The sequence below is a fragment of the Tepidiforma flava genome (genome assembly GCF_027594505.1).
Classification (GTDB): domain Bacteria; phylum Chloroflexota; class Dehalococcoidia; order Tepidiformales; family Tepidiformaceae; genus Tepidiforma; species Tepidiforma flava.
Genome location: NZ_CP115149.1, coordinates 983,038 through 997,602 on the forward strand (window position 1 = coordinate 983,038; position 14,565 = coordinate 997,602).

At 72.7% G+C, this 14,565-nt stretch carries 17 protein-coding genes and 1 pseudogene; 3 read left to right on the forward strand and 15 right to left on the reverse strand.

Translation table 11 applies throughout. The annotated features are described in order from the left end of the window. Positions 1–77: 77 nt before the first annotated feature. The 7 genes from O0235_RS05880 to O0235_RS05910 form a co-directional block, all read right to left on the reverse strand. Positions 78–530, reverse strand: a complete 453-nt coding sequence (locus tag O0235_RS05880) for a SufE family protein (protein WP_270057609.1) — start codon at positions 528–530, stop codon at positions 78–80. A gap of 76 nt (positions 531–606) precedes the next feature. Next, positions 607–1,470 (reverse strand): sulfurtransferase, encoded by an 864-nt coding sequence (locus tag O0235_RS05885; RefSeq protein WP_270057610.1) that lies wholly within the window; start codon positions 1,468–1,470, stop codon positions 607–609. 97 nt (positions 1,471–1,567) lie between these two features. Next, the gene (locus tag O0235_RS05890; RefSeq protein WP_270057611.1) at positions 1,568–2,380 is read right to left on the reverse strand and encodes an SDR family NAD(P)-dependent oxidoreductase; all 813 of its coding nucleotides are present in this window, start codon (positions 2,378–2,380) and stop codon (positions 1,568–1,570) included. Continuing rightward, entirely contained in the window at positions 2,377–3,867 is a 1,491-nt protein-coding gene (locus O0235_RS05895; protein ID WP_270057612.1) for an acetyl-CoA hydrolase/transferase family protein, read from the reverse strand. The genes O0235_RS05890 and O0235_RS05895 overlap by 4 nt, the downstream gene beginning before the upstream one ends. Then, positions 3,864–4,367, reverse strand: a complete 504-nt coding sequence (locus O0235_RS05900; protein ID WP_270057613.1) for a hypothetical protein — start codon at positions 4,365–4,367, stop codon at positions 3,864–3,866. The genes O0235_RS05895 and O0235_RS05900 overlap by 4 nt, the downstream gene beginning before the upstream one ends. 5 nt (positions 4,368–4,372) lie before the next feature. Then, positions 4,373–5,758 carry an aromatic ring-hydroxylating oxygenase subunit alpha gene (locus O0235_RS05905; protein WP_270057614.1) on the reverse strand — a complete coding sequence of 462 codons (1,386 nt, stop codon included), beginning with the start codon at positions 5,756–5,758 and terminating at the stop codon, positions 4,373–4,375. Positions 5,759–5,779: 21 nt separating this feature from the next. After that, the gene (locus O0235_RS05910; protein ID WP_270057615.1) at positions 5,780–6,058 is read right to left on the reverse strand and encodes a hypothetical protein; all 279 of its coding nucleotides are present in this window, start codon (positions 6,056–6,058) and stop codon (positions 5,780–5,782) included. 116 nt (positions 6,059–6,174) lie between these two features. Between O0235_RS05910 and O0235_RS05915 the strand changes: the two genes are divergently transcribed. Further along, positions 6,175–6,459, forward strand: coding sequence for a hypothetical protein (locus tag O0235_RS05915; RefSeq protein ID WP_270057616.1), 285 nt, complete (start codon positions 6,175–6,177; stop codon positions 6,457–6,459). On the opposite strand, the gene O0235_RS05920 is transcribed toward O0235_RS05915, so the two are convergent. Both O0235_RS05920 and O0235_RS05925 read right to left on the reverse strand, forming a co-directional pair. After that, a complete protein-coding gene (locus O0235_RS05920; RefSeq protein WP_270057617.1) occupies positions 6,456–6,998 on the reverse strand; it encodes a carboxymuconolactone decarboxylase family protein in 543 nt (180 codons plus the stop codon). The two genes, O0235_RS05915 and O0235_RS05920, sit on opposite strands and share 4 nt — an antisense overlap. A gap of 2 nt (positions 6,999–7,000) precedes the next feature. Further along, positions 7,001–7,447 carry a hypothetical protein gene (locus O0235_RS05925; protein WP_270057618.1) on the reverse strand — a complete coding sequence of 149 codons (447 nt, stop codon included), beginning with the start codon at positions 7,445–7,447 and terminating at the stop codon, positions 7,001–7,003. A gap of 78 nt (positions 7,448–7,525) precedes the next feature. Here O0235_RS05925 and O0235_RS05930 point away from each other — a divergent pair, with 78 nt between their 5' ends. Beyond that, positions 7,526–8,290, forward strand: a complete 765-nt coding sequence (locus O0235_RS05930; RefSeq protein WP_270057619.1) for an SDR family NAD(P)-dependent oxidoreductase — start codon at positions 7,526–7,528, stop codon at positions 8,288–8,290. A 95-nt stretch (positions 8,291–8,385) separates the two neighbouring features. Further along, on the forward strand, positions 8,386–8,817 hold the full coding sequence (locus O0235_RS05935) for a DUF3237 domain-containing protein (protein ID WP_270057620.1): 432 nt from the start codon (positions 8,386–8,388) through the stop codon (positions 8,815–8,817). Between the two features lie 8 nt (positions 8,818–8,825). Here the strand turns inward: O0235_RS05935 and O0235_RS05940 are convergent, their stop codons facing one another. The 6 genes and pseudogenes from O0235_RS05940 to O0235_RS05965 all read right to left on the reverse strand — a co-directional run bounded on the left by O0235_RS05940 (position 8,826) and on the right by O0235_RS05965 (position 14,531). Continuing rightward, positions 8,826–9,167, reverse strand: a complete 342-nt coding sequence (locus O0235_RS05940) for an oxidoreductase dimerization domain-containing protein (protein ID WP_270057621.1) — start codon at positions 9,165–9,167, stop codon at positions 8,826–8,828. 145 nt (positions 9,168–9,312) lie between these two features. Beyond that, positions 9,313–10,191, reverse strand: a pseudogene (locus O0235_RS15700) (FAD-dependent oxidoreductase); the annotation flags it as partial. After that, positions 10,188–11,543, reverse strand: coding sequence for a dihydrolipoamide acetyltransferase family protein (locus O0235_RS05950; protein ID WP_270057623.1), 1,356 nt, complete (start codon positions 11,541–11,543; stop codon positions 10,188–10,190). The pseudogene O0235_RS15700 and the gene O0235_RS05950, both read right to left, overlap by 4 nt. Further along, positions 11,533–12,540, reverse strand: a complete 1,008-nt coding sequence (locus O0235_RS05955; RefSeq protein ID WP_270057624.1) for an NAD(+)/NADH kinase — start codon at positions 12,538–12,540, stop codon at positions 11,533–11,535. Before O0235_RS05955 ends, O0235_RS05950 begins: the two co-directional genes overlap by 11 nt. Before the next feature lie 2 nt (positions 12,541–12,542). Then, on the reverse strand, positions 12,543–13,544 hold the full coding sequence (locus O0235_RS05960; RefSeq protein ID WP_270057625.1) for an alpha-ketoacid dehydrogenase subunit beta: 1,002 nt from the start codon (positions 13,542–13,544) through the stop codon (positions 12,543–12,545). A gap of 18 nt (positions 13,545–13,562) precedes the next feature. Next, positions 13,563–14,531, reverse strand: coding sequence for a thiamine pyrophosphate-dependent dehydrogenase E1 component subunit alpha (locus O0235_RS05965; protein ID WP_270057626.1), 969 nt, complete (start codon positions 14,529–14,531; stop codon positions 13,563–13,565). Between the last annotated feature and the right edge of the window lie 34 nt (positions 14,532–14,565).

The following is a 14,565-nucleotide window of genomic DNA, read 5'->3' on the forward strand; positions in this document are numbered from 1 at the left end:
CCCCGGGGTGCTCTTCCGATGCTACGGCGCGGGGTGGGCGCGGTCAACGAACATTTGTGTTACGTCGCGCGGGCGGTTCAGGCGGGCGATTTGCGGGCGGCGAGGCGCTGGCGGGCGAAGGCGGTGACCATATCGGCGATGCCCATGAGGCCCATGCCTTTGCCCATCGAGACTTCTTTGCCGAAGACGGTGAAGACGCTGTCGCAGGGGACGGCGGCGACTTCTTCGAGGGGCTGGCCGGAGAGGGTTTCATCGAGGATGACGGCCCAGGCTTTCGCGGAGAGGCCCTGCGGGTTTTCGACGGCGAAATGGAATTTGAGGGTGCCGTCGGGCAGGTCTTCGGCCCAGACGTAGGCATCGGATTCGCACTTCTGGACGTGGTGCTCTTCGGGGAAGGGGCGGGTCGCGATGCGCTCGGGGACTTCCTGGAAGCGGTCGGCGTACTCGATGAGCATCTCGATCCGCTCCTGGCGGTCAGCGAAGGCGAAATCGTCGATGACCTGCTGGAAGGCTTTGGGGGGCTGGGCCATGGGGACGCTCCGGGGAGTGGACGCGGCGGGCAGCCGGGCCGCCCGCCGCGCCGTGATGATCCAAGCGTAGCGAAGGTCAGCGTTCGATGGGGACGCCGACGGAGTTGCCCCACTCGGTCCAGGAGCCGTCGTAGTTGCGGACGTTGGGGTAGCCGAGGAGGTAGGTGAGGACGAACCAGGTGTGGGAGCTGCGCTCGCCGATGCGGCAGTAGGCGATGACTTCGTCGTCCGGGCTGAGGCCCTGTTCCTGTTCGTAGATCGCCTTGAGTTCGGCGGCGGATTTGAAGGTGCCGTCTTCGGGGTTGGCGGCGCGCGCCCAGGGGACGTTCCTGGCGCCGGGGATGTGGCCGCCGCGGAGGACGCCTTCCTGCGGGTACTCGGGCATGTGGGTGCGTTCGCCGGAGTACTCTTGCGGGCTGCGGACGTCGACGAGCTTGACGCCGGTGCCGAGCTTCTTCAGGACTTCGTCGCGGAAGATGCGGATTTTGGAATCGTCGCGCTCGGGAGCCTCGTACCGGGTGGGCGGGTAGGTTGGGACTTCGCGGACGAGGGGGCGGCCTTCTTTTTCCCATTTGAGGCGGCCGCCGTCCATGATCCTGGCGTTCTTGTGGCCGAAGAGCTGGAAGACCCAGAAGGCGTAGCAGGCCCACCAGTTGTTCTTGTCGCCGTAGAAGACGACGGTGGTGTCGGGGGTGATGCCGATGCGGCTGGCGAGCTTTTCGAAGCCGGCGCGGTCGAGGTAGTCGCGGCGGAGCGGGTCGTTGAGGTCGGCGGCCCAGTCGACCTGGACGGCGCCGGGGATGTGGCCGGAGGGGTAGAGGAGCGGGTCTTCGTTGGATTCGATGATGCGGATGGCGGGGTCATCGAGGTGCTGGGCCACCCAGTCGGTGGAGACGAGCACTTCGGGGTGGGCGTAGCCGCGGGATGCGATTTCGGCCATGGACGACCTCCCTGGGGTGGGCTGGGGATAGGCGGCGGGTGCCGCCGGCTCGAGTGTAGATCGGCGGCCCGAGAAAGTCGAGTGAGACAGTCAACAATCAGCCGGGTGCGAGGAAGTCGTCGCGGCCGGGAAGCCGGCGGGTGAGCTGGCCGCCGTCGATGGGGAGGTCGTGGCCGGTGACGAAGCTGGAGGCATCGGAGGCGAGCCAGGTGACGGCTTCGACGACGTCGTCGATGGTGCCCATGCGCCGGAGCGGGGTTTCGCGGGTGAAGGCGCGGACGACGGGCGGGATGAACATGTGGGCAGTCATCGGGGTTTCGATGAGGCCGGGGGAGACGACGTTGACGCGGACGCGCTGGGGCCCGTATTCGAGGGCGGCGATGCGGGTGATGTGGTTGACGGCGGCCTTGGAGCCGCCGTAGGCGGCGAGCCCTTCGCCGACGAGCCGGGCGGTGATGGAGGAGATGGTGATGAGGGAGCCGCCGCCGGTCTTCGCCATGGCGTTGGCCATGTGGCGGATGAAGGAGACGGCGCCGAGGAACTGGACGGCGGCCATGGCGTGGAGGCGCTCGGGGGTGAGGTCGCGGATGGGGGTGCTCTGCTCGAAGCCGGCGGAGTTGAGGGCGACATCGAGGGTGCCGTAGCGGTCGAGGGCGGCGCGGGCGAGGGCCTCGACCTGGTCGTCGCGGGTGATGTCGCAGACGACGGGAATGGCGCCGCATTCGGCGGCGAGGGATTCGAGCTCGGGCAGGCGGCGGGCGGCGGCGATGACGGCGGCGCCTTCGCGGGCGAAGCGGAGGGCGGCCGCGCGGCCGATGCCGGAGGAGGCGCCGAGGACGACGGCGACTTTGCCGGCGAGCCGGCCGGCGGCGGCGGGCGGGGCGCCGGGCTCCGGGGCGGGCTCGCTCATTCGAGGCTGCCCCAGAGCTGCTTCGCCTGCGCGCGGAGCTCGGCGCGAAAATCGGGATGGGCGATGGCGATGAGCTCTTCGGCGCGCTGGCGGTGGTTCTTATCGAGCAGGCGGGCGATGCCGTACTCGGTGATGACGGTATCGGCGAGGTAGCGCGGCACGGTGACGAGGGTGCCTTCCGGGTGCTGCGCGACGATCTTGGAGACGGTGCCTTCGAGGGCGGTGGAGCGGAGGACGGTGATGGCGCGGCCGTCGGGGCAGAGGGCGGCGGAGAGGTGGGCATCGGGCTGGCCGCCGGTGCCGTTGACCATATGGCCGCCGAAGCGGTCTTCGCTGGCGACCTGCCCGAGGAGGTCGACGGCGATGGCGCTGTTGATGGAGGTCATCTGGCGGTTCTGGGCCATGAGGAGGGGGTTGAGGAGGTAGTTCGAGTCGTACAGTTCGAAGGCGGGGTTGCCGGCGATGATGCGGAGGTCGGTGCCGTCGCAGCCGGTCCAGGCGGTGGCGACGGCGCGGCCGCGGTGGATGGATTTGCGGGCGCCGGTGAGGACGCCCTGCTCCCAGAGGCGGGCGAGCCCGGGCGAGCCGAGTTCGGTGTGGAGGCCGAGGTCGCGGGCGTGGTCGAAGGCGCCGGCTTTGAACATGAGGGAACTGGGCTGGCCGACGCCGACCTGGATGGTGTCGCCGTCGCGGATGAGCGTCTTCAGGTGGTCGGCGATGGCCTGGGCGGCAGAGTCGACCTCGGCGAGGCCGAAGGCCTGCTGGAGGATGCCGGGCGGCATGAGGTGGAACATGTCCTCGACGAGGGCGACCTGGTCGGGGGAGGCCTGGCTGAAGATCTCGAGGAGGGCGTCGCTGTGTTCGGGCGGGGCCTGGGTCTCGATGCGCCGGCGGACGGCTGCGAGGTCGACGGGCTGGATGGCGCCGTCGACGAAGGTGTCGATCTCGGAGACGTGGATCCAGGTGTCGCCGAAGACGGGCTCGATGTTGGGGTCGATAGCGGCGATGGTGTGGCGGCAGCGGCGGACGTAGGCCTTCTTGTGCCACATGTGGGGGCCGAAGTTGACGTAGCCCTTTTCGTTCGGGGGCGAGACGGCGACGAGGAAGACATCGGGGATGCGGGCCTCGGGCCGGCCGGCATCGAAGGCCTTGAAGCCGAGCATGAAGGTGTTGGGGAGGTAGGTGGCGATGCGCTGGTCGTGGGCGGGGCGGAGGGCGTCGCCGATGAAGAGTTCGATCTCTTTCTCGCCTTTGGGGCCGTCGGGGGCGAAGAGGGGCACTTCGCGCGGGGCGAGGCAGCGGATGTCGACGCGTTCGAGCTTCCGGGCGCGCTCGAGGAGGGCCTGGGTGAGGACGCCGGGGCAGAGGATGCCGAGGCCGACGAGGTGGCCTTCCTGGACGGCTTCGAGGGCTTCGGCGGGGCTCTTCTTGCGCGACTCGAACTCGTCGCGCCAGTCGCGGTAGCGGCGGGTCGAGGTGGCAGTCATCGGGGCTCCTCCGGTTGAACTGCAGCGGCGGGCCGGGCGGCAGCAGCGGCGGCGGCCGCGCTGCGGACGGCAGCGGGGAAGGCGGCCGGCGGGAGGTCGCCGGCCGCGAGGCGGCGGACGGCTTCCCTTGCGCCGGCGAGGGCGGCGAGCTGGCGGAGCGCCTGGGCGGCGAGCCAGCCCGGGGAGGCGGAGCCGGCGAGGGTGCGGAGTTCGCCGGGGCGGGCGATGCCGGCCTCATCGAGGAGGCCGGGCAGGCGGTAGAGGACGAAGGGGCGGAGGTCGGGCAGGGCGCTGTGGAAGGCGGCGGTCGAGCGGCTGACGGGCGCGCCGGCGAAGGCCGCGCGGGCGGCGGCTTCGAGGCCGGCGCGGGCCGCGTCGACGGCGTCGGCGAGGGCCGCGGCCTCCTCAGCGGTGGCTGCGCCGGCCCCGGCGAGGGCTTCGGCGAGCGCACCGGGCGCGGGCGGGTGTTCGAGCCAGCTGAGCGCGCCGGCGGGAGTCATGGCGGCTATTCGAGCTCCATCCAGCGGTCGTAGAGCTGGTGGAAGTGGCGAATTTTGGTTTCGTTGTAGCTGGCGAAGACGACCTCGGGCCGGCGCATGGTCTTCAGGCCGAGCTGGACCTTCGGGATGTTGAAGGTGTCCTGGTTGAAGACGCGGGCGAGCATGCCGAGCTCGGGGGCATCGGCCCAGTCGTCATCGGGGCCGAGCCAGTGGATGGGCGCGGCGGGCGGCCGGGGTTCGCCCTTCGGCCACGGCGCCAGGAACATGCACTCCATGATGCACTCGTCCGGGTTGTCGCCGTGGGGCCGGAAGCGGTAGGTGATGCGGTTGAAGGCGCCCCAGGGGTGGAAGTTGGGGAAGACGGTGTAGTAGATGGAATCGAGGTATTCGGCGTCGCAGTAGGTATCGGCGTCGTCGCCGATGACGGCGCGCATGCCTTCGCGGCTGAGCATGGCGGCGAACTGGCGGGCGCCCATGCCCGGGGGCACCTCGGCGAGCGGCGGCGTATCGAGGTTGCGGTCGAACATGGCGTCGAGCATGTCCTGCTGGCCGGGGGTGTCGCGGAGGTGGGGGCTGGGCGTGCCGTTGGGCGTGATGGCGCGGGAGAAGTTGCCGAAGACGTCGTACTGGGAGTTGGAGTCGCCGATGCCGTTGAGGAGCTGGGGGTGGGTGGCGACGACGTGGTAGGCCTCCATGAAGGCTTCCTGCGCGACCTTCCAGTTGCAGCGGAGGACCTTGGCGACGTGGGCCTGCTTGAAGCGGTTGGCGAGGTTCCAGCGCTCGAAGTGGCGAGGGAGGTCGCCGAGGAACTGTTCGAGGGGTTCGGCATCCGGGTCGGGGTTGATGAAGACGAAGCCGCCCCAGGTGCCGACCTTGACTTCGGGGAGGCGGTAGTCGCGCTCGTTGACTTCGGGGAAGTCCCACTGGCAGACGACTTCCTTGAGGGAGCCGTCGATCTCCCAGCACCAGCCGTGGAAGGGGCAGCGGAACTCCTGGGCGCCGCGGCCGTCGAATTCGCGGAGCTGGCGGCCGCGATGGAGGCAGGCGTTGTGGAAGGCCTGGATGCGGTCCGGCGCGGAGCGGACGACGAGGAAGGAGAGATGGGCGATGTCGTAGACGATGTAGTCGCCGACGTTCGGGATGTCTTCTTCGCGGCAGGCCATCTGCCAGGCGCGCTTCCAGATCTTCTCGACTTCGCGGTCGTGGATGGCCTTGCTGTAGTACTGCTCAGCGGGGACGCGGGTGACGCCGGGCTCGATGGGGGATTCGAGGCGGAGGACGGGCGGGACGGGGCGGGAGTCCTGGTCGAGGAGCTCCTGGTAGAGGGTGCCGGCGGAGCGGTAGCCGGCGGAGGTGAGGCGGCCCTGGTCGCCGACGGTCTTGAGCGCCATGGTGGGGGAACCTCCTTCGGGTCAGTCGTGGACGATTTCGAGGCCGCGGGCGCGCTCGGCGCGGTGGCCCATGCCTTCGACGGGTTTGCCGCCGACCCAGATGATCATGTGGGGGTCGGCGTAGGTGAGGGGGCCTTCGAGGTGGCGGGTAGTGAAGCCGTCGAAGATGCCATAGGCCTCGCCTTTGATGACGCGGACGCGGTTGCCGGGGAGCTCTTCGTAGATGGCGCCGGAGAGGGGGTGGCGCTTCTTGCGGGGCGGGCGGGTGAGGGGAGCGGGTTCGGCGTTGGGGTCGGCCATGGCTATCCTGCCTGCCAGATTTTTGGCCATACGGCCAGTGGCGCGACTATACTGTGGGCCGCGAACGATTGCAACGGCCTCTCGCGGGTATCGACGCGGCCGATGCGCTGGAGGGAATGATGCGCAGGTGGGAAGGCGAGGCGGAGCTGGAAGTGCTCCGGGCCGGGTTCAGGAAGCGGGTGGCGCTGGAGCTGTTCACGAAGCCGACGCCGCCCGGGAAGGTGCAGGGCTGGGGCGGGGCATTCCGGGCCGAGCCGCTCATCGTGCCGGCCATCGGCCGGGGGGTGGTGACGCTCGATGACGGGGACGAGCTGGAGGTGATGGTGGAGAGCTTCGACGCCGTGACGGGGCGGGGGACGCTGTTCGGGCTGGGTGCGCCGCCGCGGGTGCTGCGGGGCTAGGAGACCGCCGGGGCGCGGTAGGCCGCGGAGCCGGGCGTGGGCAGCACGGTGACGGGCATCTGCTCCGGTTCGAGGCCGAGCGTGATGAGGACCTTCGCGAGGCCGAGGAAGAGCCCGACGCCGAGGGTGAGGGCGGCGAGGCCGGCCTCGCCGAGCTCGCGGCGGAGCGCTTCGCCGAGGGCCGGGTCGGCGCGGTCGGGGTCGCCGATGATGGCGTCGGTGTAGGCGAGGATGCGCTTTTCGCGGGCGGAGAGGGGGGACTCGGCGTAGGCGTCGGTGACGAAGTCGAGGGTGGCTTCATCGAGGCCTTCCTCGCGCGCGAGGGAGAAGCGGACCTGTCGGCAGAAGCCGCAGGCGGTGACGCGGGCGTTGCGGATGCGCGCGATTTCGCGGTCGCGCTGGGAGAGGGCGGGGTCCATCCAGAAGTCGGCGTAGAGGGCGGCGAACGATTGCTGGATGGCGGGCGCGTGGGCGAGGACGGTGTGGAAGGCGGGCGGCTGGCCGGGGACGGCGGATGGGACGCGGGGGACGGTGGACACGGTCAGGCTCCTTCGAGGCGGCTGGCTGCGCGGGTCATCCGGCAGAGGGCATCGAACATGGCGAGGGCGGCGAGCAGGGTGACGGCGGCGCGTTCGCCGCAGGCCTCGCGGTAGGCGAGGACCGGCGCATCGGGCAGGTCGTGGTGGCGCCAGGGGAGGTGCGCAGCGATCTCGAGCGCGAGGGCATCGGCGGGAGCGAGGCCGGGCGGGCATTCGCCGCGGGCGAGGGCCTCGGCTTCGCCGGGCGGGAGCTCCGCGAAGGCGGGGCCGCAGGCAGCCGGGGCGGCGCCGTGGAGGGCGGCGACGAGCCGCCGGCAGCGCTCGAGCGTGGCGGCGGGCACGGCGTCCGTATCGAAGCAGGCGGCGAGGAAGCGTTCGAACCCGGCCCGGAGGTGGGGGAGGGGCTCGAGGTGGGCGGCGAGCGGCGCAGGGATGACGGGACGTGCCACGCCGGCATACTGGACCATTGGCCAAAGCTTTGTCCAGCAGGATAAACTCCCGCCGATTTTTCGCCACGGGAGGCAGGCATGGAGATCGCGGGCAAGGTTGCGCTGGTCACGGGCGCGGGCTCGGGCATCGGCCGGGCGTGCGCGGAGCGGCTGGCGCGCGAGGGCGCGAAGGTCGTCGTGGTCGACGTCGATGCGGCGGGCGGGGAGGAGACGGTGCGGCGGATTGCGGCGGCGGGCGGCGAAGCGGCATTCGTGCAGGGCGACATCGGCACGCCGGAAGGAGTCGCGGAGACGTTCCGGGCAGCGAAGCGGGTGTTCGGGCGGCTGGACATCGTCCACAACAACGCGGGCATCATGACGGGCGACACGCCGGGCTGGCCGGATGCGCCGCTGGAGAAGGTGTTCCGGGTACTGGCGGTGAACGCCGCGGGGGTGGTGATGGGCACGCGGGCGGCGGTGGAGGCGTTCCGGGAGCACGGAGAGGGCGGCGCCGTCGTCAACACGGCGAGCATCGCGGGGCTCGGGCCGCTGCCGTTCGACCCCGTGTACGCGGCCTCGAAGGCGGCGGTCATCCACTTCACGAAGTCGTGCGCCATCCTGAAAGAGCTGGAGAACGTGCGGGTGAACGCGGTGGCGCCCGGGATGGTGGACACGCCGATCATCGCGAAGACGGGCGACGGGACGCGGCCGGCGGCGTGGCTGGAGCCGTCGCTGGCGGGCGCCGTGCTGCTGCAGCCGGAGCGGATCGCGGAGGAGGTGGTGCGCCTCATCCGGGACGATGCGCTGGCGGGAGAAGTCAGCGTGGTGATGCACGAGAGCGCGGCGCCGGCCGCGGGCGGGTAGGATACGGCCGCCCGGGAGCGGGACGCGGCCCGGCCGCGGGAGCGGCCTGCTTCGAACCCTGAAGGAAGAACGCACACGAGAAGGGAGTTGCTGCGATGCCGATGGAGAGTCTGCCGGTGGAGTTCCTGTTCACGATGACGGCGCGGGTGGCGCCGCCGACGATCATCCAGGTCGGCCCGCAGGGGTCGCGGTTCATCGTGAGCGTGCCGGGCGGCACGTTCGAAGGCCCGAAGCTGAAGGGCACGATCGTCGCCCACTCGGGCGGCGACTGGGTGACGCTGCGGCCGGACGGGAGCATGAAGCTGGACGTGCGGCTGACGCTCCAGACGGAAGACGGGGCGCACATCCTGGTGACCTATACGGGCATCGGGGCGCGCGGCGCGGACGGGACGACGAAGGTGTATTCGACGCCGCTGTTCGAGACCGGGGCGGAGAAGTACGCCTGGCTGAACAACGTGCAGGCCGTGGGGGTGGGCACGACGACGCCGGGCGGGGTGACCTACGAGGTGTACGCGCTGCGCGCCTGAGCCGGCGCTCAGAGGCGGCGGGCCGCCTCGGCGAGGAGCTCGAGGGGCGAGGGGTGCCAGGCAAGGGCCGCGGCCAGCTGGCCGGCGGTGGCCTCGGCCTGCATGAGCGCGGCGGCGGCGCTGACCAGTTCGTGCGCGCCGGGGCCGGCGGCCTGGACGCCGAGGATTTCGCCGGTGCGGGCGTCGGCGTGGAGGCGGACGAAGCCGGGCTGGCCGCCGCGCACGGCAGACCACGCGGAGCCTTCCATCGGGACGGTCGCGGTGGCGAGAGCGGCGCCGCGGGCGCGCGCTTCGGCGGCGATGCGGCCGACGGCGGCGAGGGGCGGGAGCGCGTGGACCAGCCGCGGCACAGCCTCGAGGCGGCAGCGGCGGGGTCGCCAGCGGCGCCCGCGCCCGCGGCCCGGCCCATCGCGGCGGCGGTGCTGGAGAGCATCCCCGCCCGGTGACGTCGCCGGCGGCGAAGACGCCCGGCGCGCCGGCCGCGGCCGACTCGTCGACGGGGATGGTGCCATCCGGGGCTGCCGCGAGCCCGGCGCGTTCGAGCGCGAGGCCCTCGGCCGCGGGGACGCGCGGGTCGGCGGCGAGGACGACGGCGGCGTCGACCTCCACCTCCCCGCCGGGCGCTGCGAGGCGGACGGCGGCGCCCTCGGCGGCGGAAGGCGCAGCGTCGCGGTGGACGGCGATGCCGAGCCCGCCGAGGACGTCGGCGATCACCGGCTGGAGGTCGTCGTCGAAGCCGGCGCAGACGGCGGGGCCGGGCGCGGCGAGGGTGACGGCGGAGCCGGCGAGGGCGAGGAGGACCGCGTATTCGACGGCGAAGAGGCCGCCGGAGGGGCCGCCGCCGAGGACGAGGCAGGAAGGCGGGGGTTCGCGCCAGGTTTGGACGAGGTCGGGGGTGGCGAGGCGGTCGGCGGGGAGGCCGGGGATGCGCAGGGGCTCCCAGCGGGCGCCGGCGGCGATGACGACGGCGTCGGCGCGGACCGGCTCGCCCCCGGCGACGGCGAGGAGCGACGGCTCGAGGAAGCTGGCGTGGCCGGCGATGAGCTGGACCCCGGCGCGGCGGAGCGCGGTTTGGGTGCCCGCGGCGAGGCTGCGGACGAGGGCGCGGGCGCGGTCGTTCGCGCGGCCGAGCTGGAACGTTCCGCCAGCGGCGAGGACGCCGGCGAGGGCGAGCTCGCGGGCGCGGGCGAAGCCCTCGGCAGCGTCGAGCAGGATGGACGTGGGGATGCAGGTGTGGTGGACGCAGGAGCCGCCGGGCTGCTGGGCCTCGATGAGGGCGACAGAGGCGCCAAGGCGCGCGGCTTCGAGGGCGGCGGCGCCGCCGGCGGCGCCGGCGCCGATGACGGCGACGTCGAAGCGGGCGGGCGCGGTCATACGAGCAGCCGGTAGGGGGACTCGAGGAGATCGCGCACCTCGGCGAGGAAGGCCGCGCCGGGCGCGCCGTCCACCGCGCGGTGGTCGATGGTGAGGCTGAGGGTGAGCGAGCGGGCGCGCACCGGCCGGTCGCCCTCCCAGGCGATGTCGTCGACGACGCGCCCGATGCCGAGGATGGCGACGTTGGGCGGGTTGATGATCGGCGTGAAGAATTCGACGCCGGCCATGCCGAGGGAGGTGACGGAGAAGGTCTGGCCGGCGTAGTCATCGAGGCCGAGGGTCCCGGCGCGGGCAGCCTCGGCGAGGTGGGAGGTTTCGCGGGCGAGGTCGCGGAGGCTGAGGGCGTCGGCGCCGCGGATGACGGGGACGACGAGGCCGGCGTCGAGCGCGACGGCCATGCCGATATGGACTGCGGGCTCGAGCACGATGGCGTCGGCTTCGACGCGGGCGTTGAGAGCGGGGTGGCGGCGGAGGGCTTTCGCGGCGGCGCGGATGACGAGGTCGGTGATGGAGGGGCGGATGCCCTCGGGCTGCCACTCGGCGATGAGCTGTTCGCGGAGGCGGAGCGCTTCGTCCATCCGGACGCGCATGCCGAGGGTGAGCTGGGCCATCTCCTGGAGGCTGCGGTGCATGCGGTCGGCGATGGTGCGGCGCATGCCGCGGAGCGGGATGCGCTCGCCGGCGGCGGGGGCCGGTGCGGCCGGCGCGGGGGACGGGGCGGCAGGCGCGGGGCGGGCGGCCGCGGCTTCGACGTCCTCCTTCGTGATGCGGCCGCCGGGGCCGGTGCCGCGGACCGCCGCGAGGTCGACGCCGAGTTCGCGGGCGAGGGCGCGCGCGACGGGGGTGGCGGCTGGCGGTTCAGCGGACTGGGCGGGGGCCGCCGCGGTAGCGCCGAGGGCCGTGTGAGCGCGGCGGACGTCCTCCTCGGTGATGCGGCCGCCGGGACCGGTGCCAAGGACGGCCTCGAGCGGGACGCCGAGTTCGGCGGCGAGCCGGCGGGCAGCGGGCGAGGCGGGGAGGCGGCCTTCGGCCGGGGGCGGCGGCGGGACGGGGCCCGCGCCCGCTGCTGCAGCGTCACCGGGCGGGGCGGCCGGGGCGCCGGCGGGGGGCGCTTCGCCCGGCGCGAGGATCCAGCCGACGACGGCCCCGGGCGGCAGCGTGGTGCCGGCAGGGACGGCGTGGCGGAGGATGCCGTCGGCCTCGGCTTCGACCTGGAACTCGATCTTCTCGGTCTCGAGGCGGTAGACGATGTCGCCGGCGCGGACGGGCGCGCCATCGGGCACGAGCCACTCGGCGACGGTGCCTTCGGTCATCGTCATGCCCAGCTTGGGGATGAGGACGTCAGTCGGCATAGGGTGCTCCGCTGAGGGGTTCGATGAAGCAGCCGGTGCGGGCCGCGCAGCTGAGGGCGCGGCGCGGTTCGATGAGGAGCGGGCCGGCGGCCGACGGGACGAGCCGGGTGCGCTGGCCGGGGAGGAGGCGGCGCTCGCGCTCGCCGTCGAGGGCGAGGATGCCGGGGCCGCGCCATTCGACGGCCTCGCCGAAGGGGACGGGGCGGTAGCTGCGGACGTCGACGGGGGCGATGAGCCCGGGCGCGAGCGGGACGCGGACGGCGCAGCCGGGTTCGCCGAAGTCGAAGGCGAGGGCGGCCGCGGGGGGCATGGCGAGGCCGAGCATGCCGCCGACCGCTGCGAGGCCGGTGACGGCCGGGTCGGAGCGGAGGACGAGCGCGGCGCGCAGCTCGCCGGGCCGCCAGACGGCGCGGGCGCCGCTGAACAGGCCGTCGACGAGAGCGGCATCGACGAGGGCGAGGTCCGGCGGTTCGCCCTCGACTTCGACGGTGATGACGGGGCAGCGGACGGCGGCGGCCTCGATGGGCACCCGGCCTGCGGCGACCAGCCCGGCAGCGGCCCCGGCGGCGGTGGGTTCGCAGGCGAGCGGGAAGACGTTGTTGGTGCCGGTCGAGATGGGGAGGATGGGGAGGCCGGGCCAGCCGGCGGCGGCAGCCCGGCAGGTGCCGTCGCCCCCGAGCACGACGACGGCGGCGGCGCCCCGGTCGCGGCAGGCCGCGGCGGCATTCCGGGTGTCGAGGGCGGAGCCGGTGAACGGCACCGGGAGCGGGACGGGCTGGAGGGGCGGCGCGAACCCTTCGAGCGCGTCCTCGGCGAGGCGGTGGGGGCCCGGCAGGTAGCAGATGGCGCGGGCGCCGGCGGCCGCGGCCCCGGCGAAGAAGCGGCGGAGGACGGCCACCTTGTCGGCGTCAGCGGAGACCGGCGCGCGGGCGACGAGGCGGCGGATGTCCTTGCCCGAGGCGGGATTGGCGATGACGCCGATCGGGCCGGGGGGCATGGCTACGCTGCCCGGCCGAGCAGGCGGAGGACTTCGCCGGCGATGCGGTCGGCGTTGGGGACGTAGTGGGCTTCGAGGGCCGGGCTGAACGGCACGGGCGAGAACGGCGCGCCGACCCTGCCGATGGGCGCATCGAGGTGGTCGAAGGCGGCCTCCTGCAGCTGCGCGGCGATCTCGGCGCCGAAGCCGCCGAAGCGGACCGCTTCGTGGACGACGAGAGCGCGGTGCGTCTTGCGGAGGGATGCGACGAGCGTCTCCGTATCGAGCGGGACGAGGGAGCGGGGATCGATGACCTCGGCGTCGATGCCGTGCTCGCGGAGCTGTTCGGCGGCGGCGAGGCTTTCGTGGACCATGCGGCCGGTGGCGATGATGGTGAAGTTCGTGCCCGGGCGGACGACGGCGGCCTGGCCGAGGGGGATTTCGTACATCTCCTCGGGGACGGGGCCGGCGAGGCCGAGGAGCGCCTTGTGGTTGATGACGATGACGGGACTTTCGTCGCGGACGGCGGCGATGAGGAGGCCTTTGGCTTCGTACGGGCCGGAGGCCATGACGACCTTAAGGCCGGGGACGTGGCAGAACCAGGCTTCGAGGCTCTGGGAGTGCTGGGCGGCGAGGTTGAGGCCGGCGCCGGCCATGGTGTGGATGGTGAGGGGCAGGCGGGCCTTGCCGCCGAACATGTAGCGCATCTTGGCGGCCTGGTTCACGAGCTGGTCCATGGCGACGCCCATGAAGTCCATGAACATGATGTCGATGATGGGGCGGAGGCCGGTGGCGGCAGCGCCGACGCCGAGGCCGACGAGGGCGGCTTCGCTGATGGGCGTATCGACGACGCGTTCGGGGCCGAATTCATCGAGGAGGCCGCGGCTGAAGCCGAAGACGGAGCCGTAGAGGGCGACGTCCTCGCCGGCGAGGAAGACGTTCGGGTCCTCGCGCATGAGCTGGCGGAGGGCCTCGTTGATGGCCATGACGGTGGGGAGCTGGCGCTGGGCGGTGGCGGCGGTCATCGGTTCGGCTCCGTGGGGCTAGCTGGCGTAGACGTCCTCGGTGAGGGCGGCAGGGTCGGGGAAGGGGCTGGCCTCGGCGAAGGCGACGGCCTCGCGGACTTCGGCCTGGATGGCCTCGCGGACGGCGGCGGCGCCGGCTTCGTCGAGGATGCCGAGTTCGGCGAGGCGGCGCTCGAGGAGCGTGATGGGGTCGCGCTCCCGCCACGCGCGGACCTCATCGTCGGAGCGGTAGACGACGCCCATGCCGCGGACGCCGACGTGGTCGAAGAAGCGGTAGGTCTTGCATTCGAGGAGGGTGGGGCCTTCGCCGCGGCGGGCGCGGGCGATGGCCTCGCCGGCGGCTTCGTAGACGGCGACGGCGTCCATGCCGTCGACGACGATGCCGGGGAAGCCGTAGCCGGCGGCGCGGTCGGCGATGTCGCGGATGGCCTGGTGGCGGTCCTGGCGGGTGAATTCGCCGAAGCCGTTGTTTTCGCAGACGAAGATGAGGGGGAGGCGGTAGAGGCCGGCCATGTTGGCGGCTTCGTGGAAGGAGCCTTCGTTGGAGGCGCCATCGCCGAAGAAGCAGGCGGTGACGTTCTGGGTCTTGCGGTACTTGTTGGAGAAGGCGGCGCCGACGGCGATGGGCGGGCCGCCGCCGACGATGCCGTTGGCGCCGAGCATGCCGAGGTCCATATCGGCGATGTGCATGGAGCCGCCTTTGCCGCGGCAGTAGCCGGTGGCGCGGCCGAAGAGCTCGGCGAACATCTGGCGGAAGTCGCCGCCGACAGCGACGAGGTGGCCGTGGCCGCGGTGGGTGCTGGTGACCTGGTCGCCGGGGCCGAGGTGGGCGGCGACGCCGGCGGCGACGGCTTCTTCGCCGACGTAGAGGTGGAGCGCGCCGGGGATGCGGCCGGCTTCGGAGAGCCGGCCGGCCTCTTCTTCGAAGAGGCGGATGCGGAGCATGCGGCGGTGGAGGTCGCGCAGGGTCTCGGCGGAGAGGGGCATTTTGACACCACCGGTTGGGGTTTTGGCCGGGCGT

Excerpts from the sequence above, each read along its gene's own strand:
- O0235_RS05880 (WP_270057609.1), bottom strand. The coding sequence starts at position 530 with ATGGCCCAGCCCCCCAAAGCCTTCCAGCAGGTCATCGACGATTTCGCC.
- O0235_RS05885 (WP_270057610.1), bottom strand. The coding sequence starts at position 1,470 with ATGGCCGAAATCGCATCCCGCGGCTACGCCCACCCCGAAGTGCTCGTC.
- O0235_RS05890 (WP_270057611.1), bottom strand. The coding sequence starts at position 2,380 with ATGAGCGAGCCCGCCCCGGAGCCCGGCGCCCCGCCCGCCGCCGCCGGC.
- O0235_RS05895 (WP_270057612.1), bottom strand. The coding sequence starts at position 3,867 with ATGACTGCCACCTCGACCCGCCGCTACCGCGACTGGCGCGACGAGTTC.
- O0235_RS05900 (WP_270057613.1), bottom strand. The coding sequence starts at position 4,367 with ATGACTCCCGCCGGCGCGCTCAGCTGGCTCGAACACCCGCCCGCGCCC.
- O0235_RS05905 (WP_270057614.1), bottom strand. The coding sequence starts at position 5,758 with ATGGCGCTCAAGACCGTCGGCGACCAGGGCCGCCTCACCTCCGCCGGC.
- O0235_RS05910 (WP_270057615.1), bottom strand. The coding sequence starts at position 6,058 with ATGGCCGACCCCAACGCCGAACCCGCTCCCCTCACCCGCCCGCCCCGC.
- O0235_RS05915 (WP_270057616.1), top strand. The coding sequence starts at position 6,175 with ATGATGCGCAGGTGGGAAGGCGAGGCGGAGCTGGAAGTGCTCCGGGCC.
- O0235_RS05930 (WP_270057619.1), top strand. The coding sequence starts at position 7,526 with ATGGAGATCGCGGGCAAGGTTGCGCTGGTCACGGGCGCGGGCTCGGGC.
- O0235_RS05935 (WP_270057620.1), top strand. The coding sequence starts at position 8,386 with ATGCCGATGGAGAGTCTGCCGGTGGAGTTCCTGTTCACGATGACGGCG.
- O0235_RS05950 (WP_270057623.1), bottom strand. The coding sequence starts at position 11,543 with ATGCCGACTGACGTCCTCATCCCCAAGCTGGGCATGACGATGACCGAA.
- O0235_RS05955 (WP_270057624.1), bottom strand. The coding sequence starts at position 12,540 with ATGCCCCCCGGCCCGATCGGCGTCATCGCCAATCCCGCCTCGGGCAAG.
- O0235_RS05960 (WP_270057625.1), bottom strand. The coding sequence starts at position 13,544 with ATGACCGCCGCCACCGCCCAGCGCCAGCTCCCCACCGTCATGGCCATC.
- O0235_RS05965 (WP_270057626.1), bottom strand. The coding sequence starts at position 14,531 with ATGCCCCTCTCCGCCGAGACCCTGCGCGACCTCCACCGCCGCATGCTC.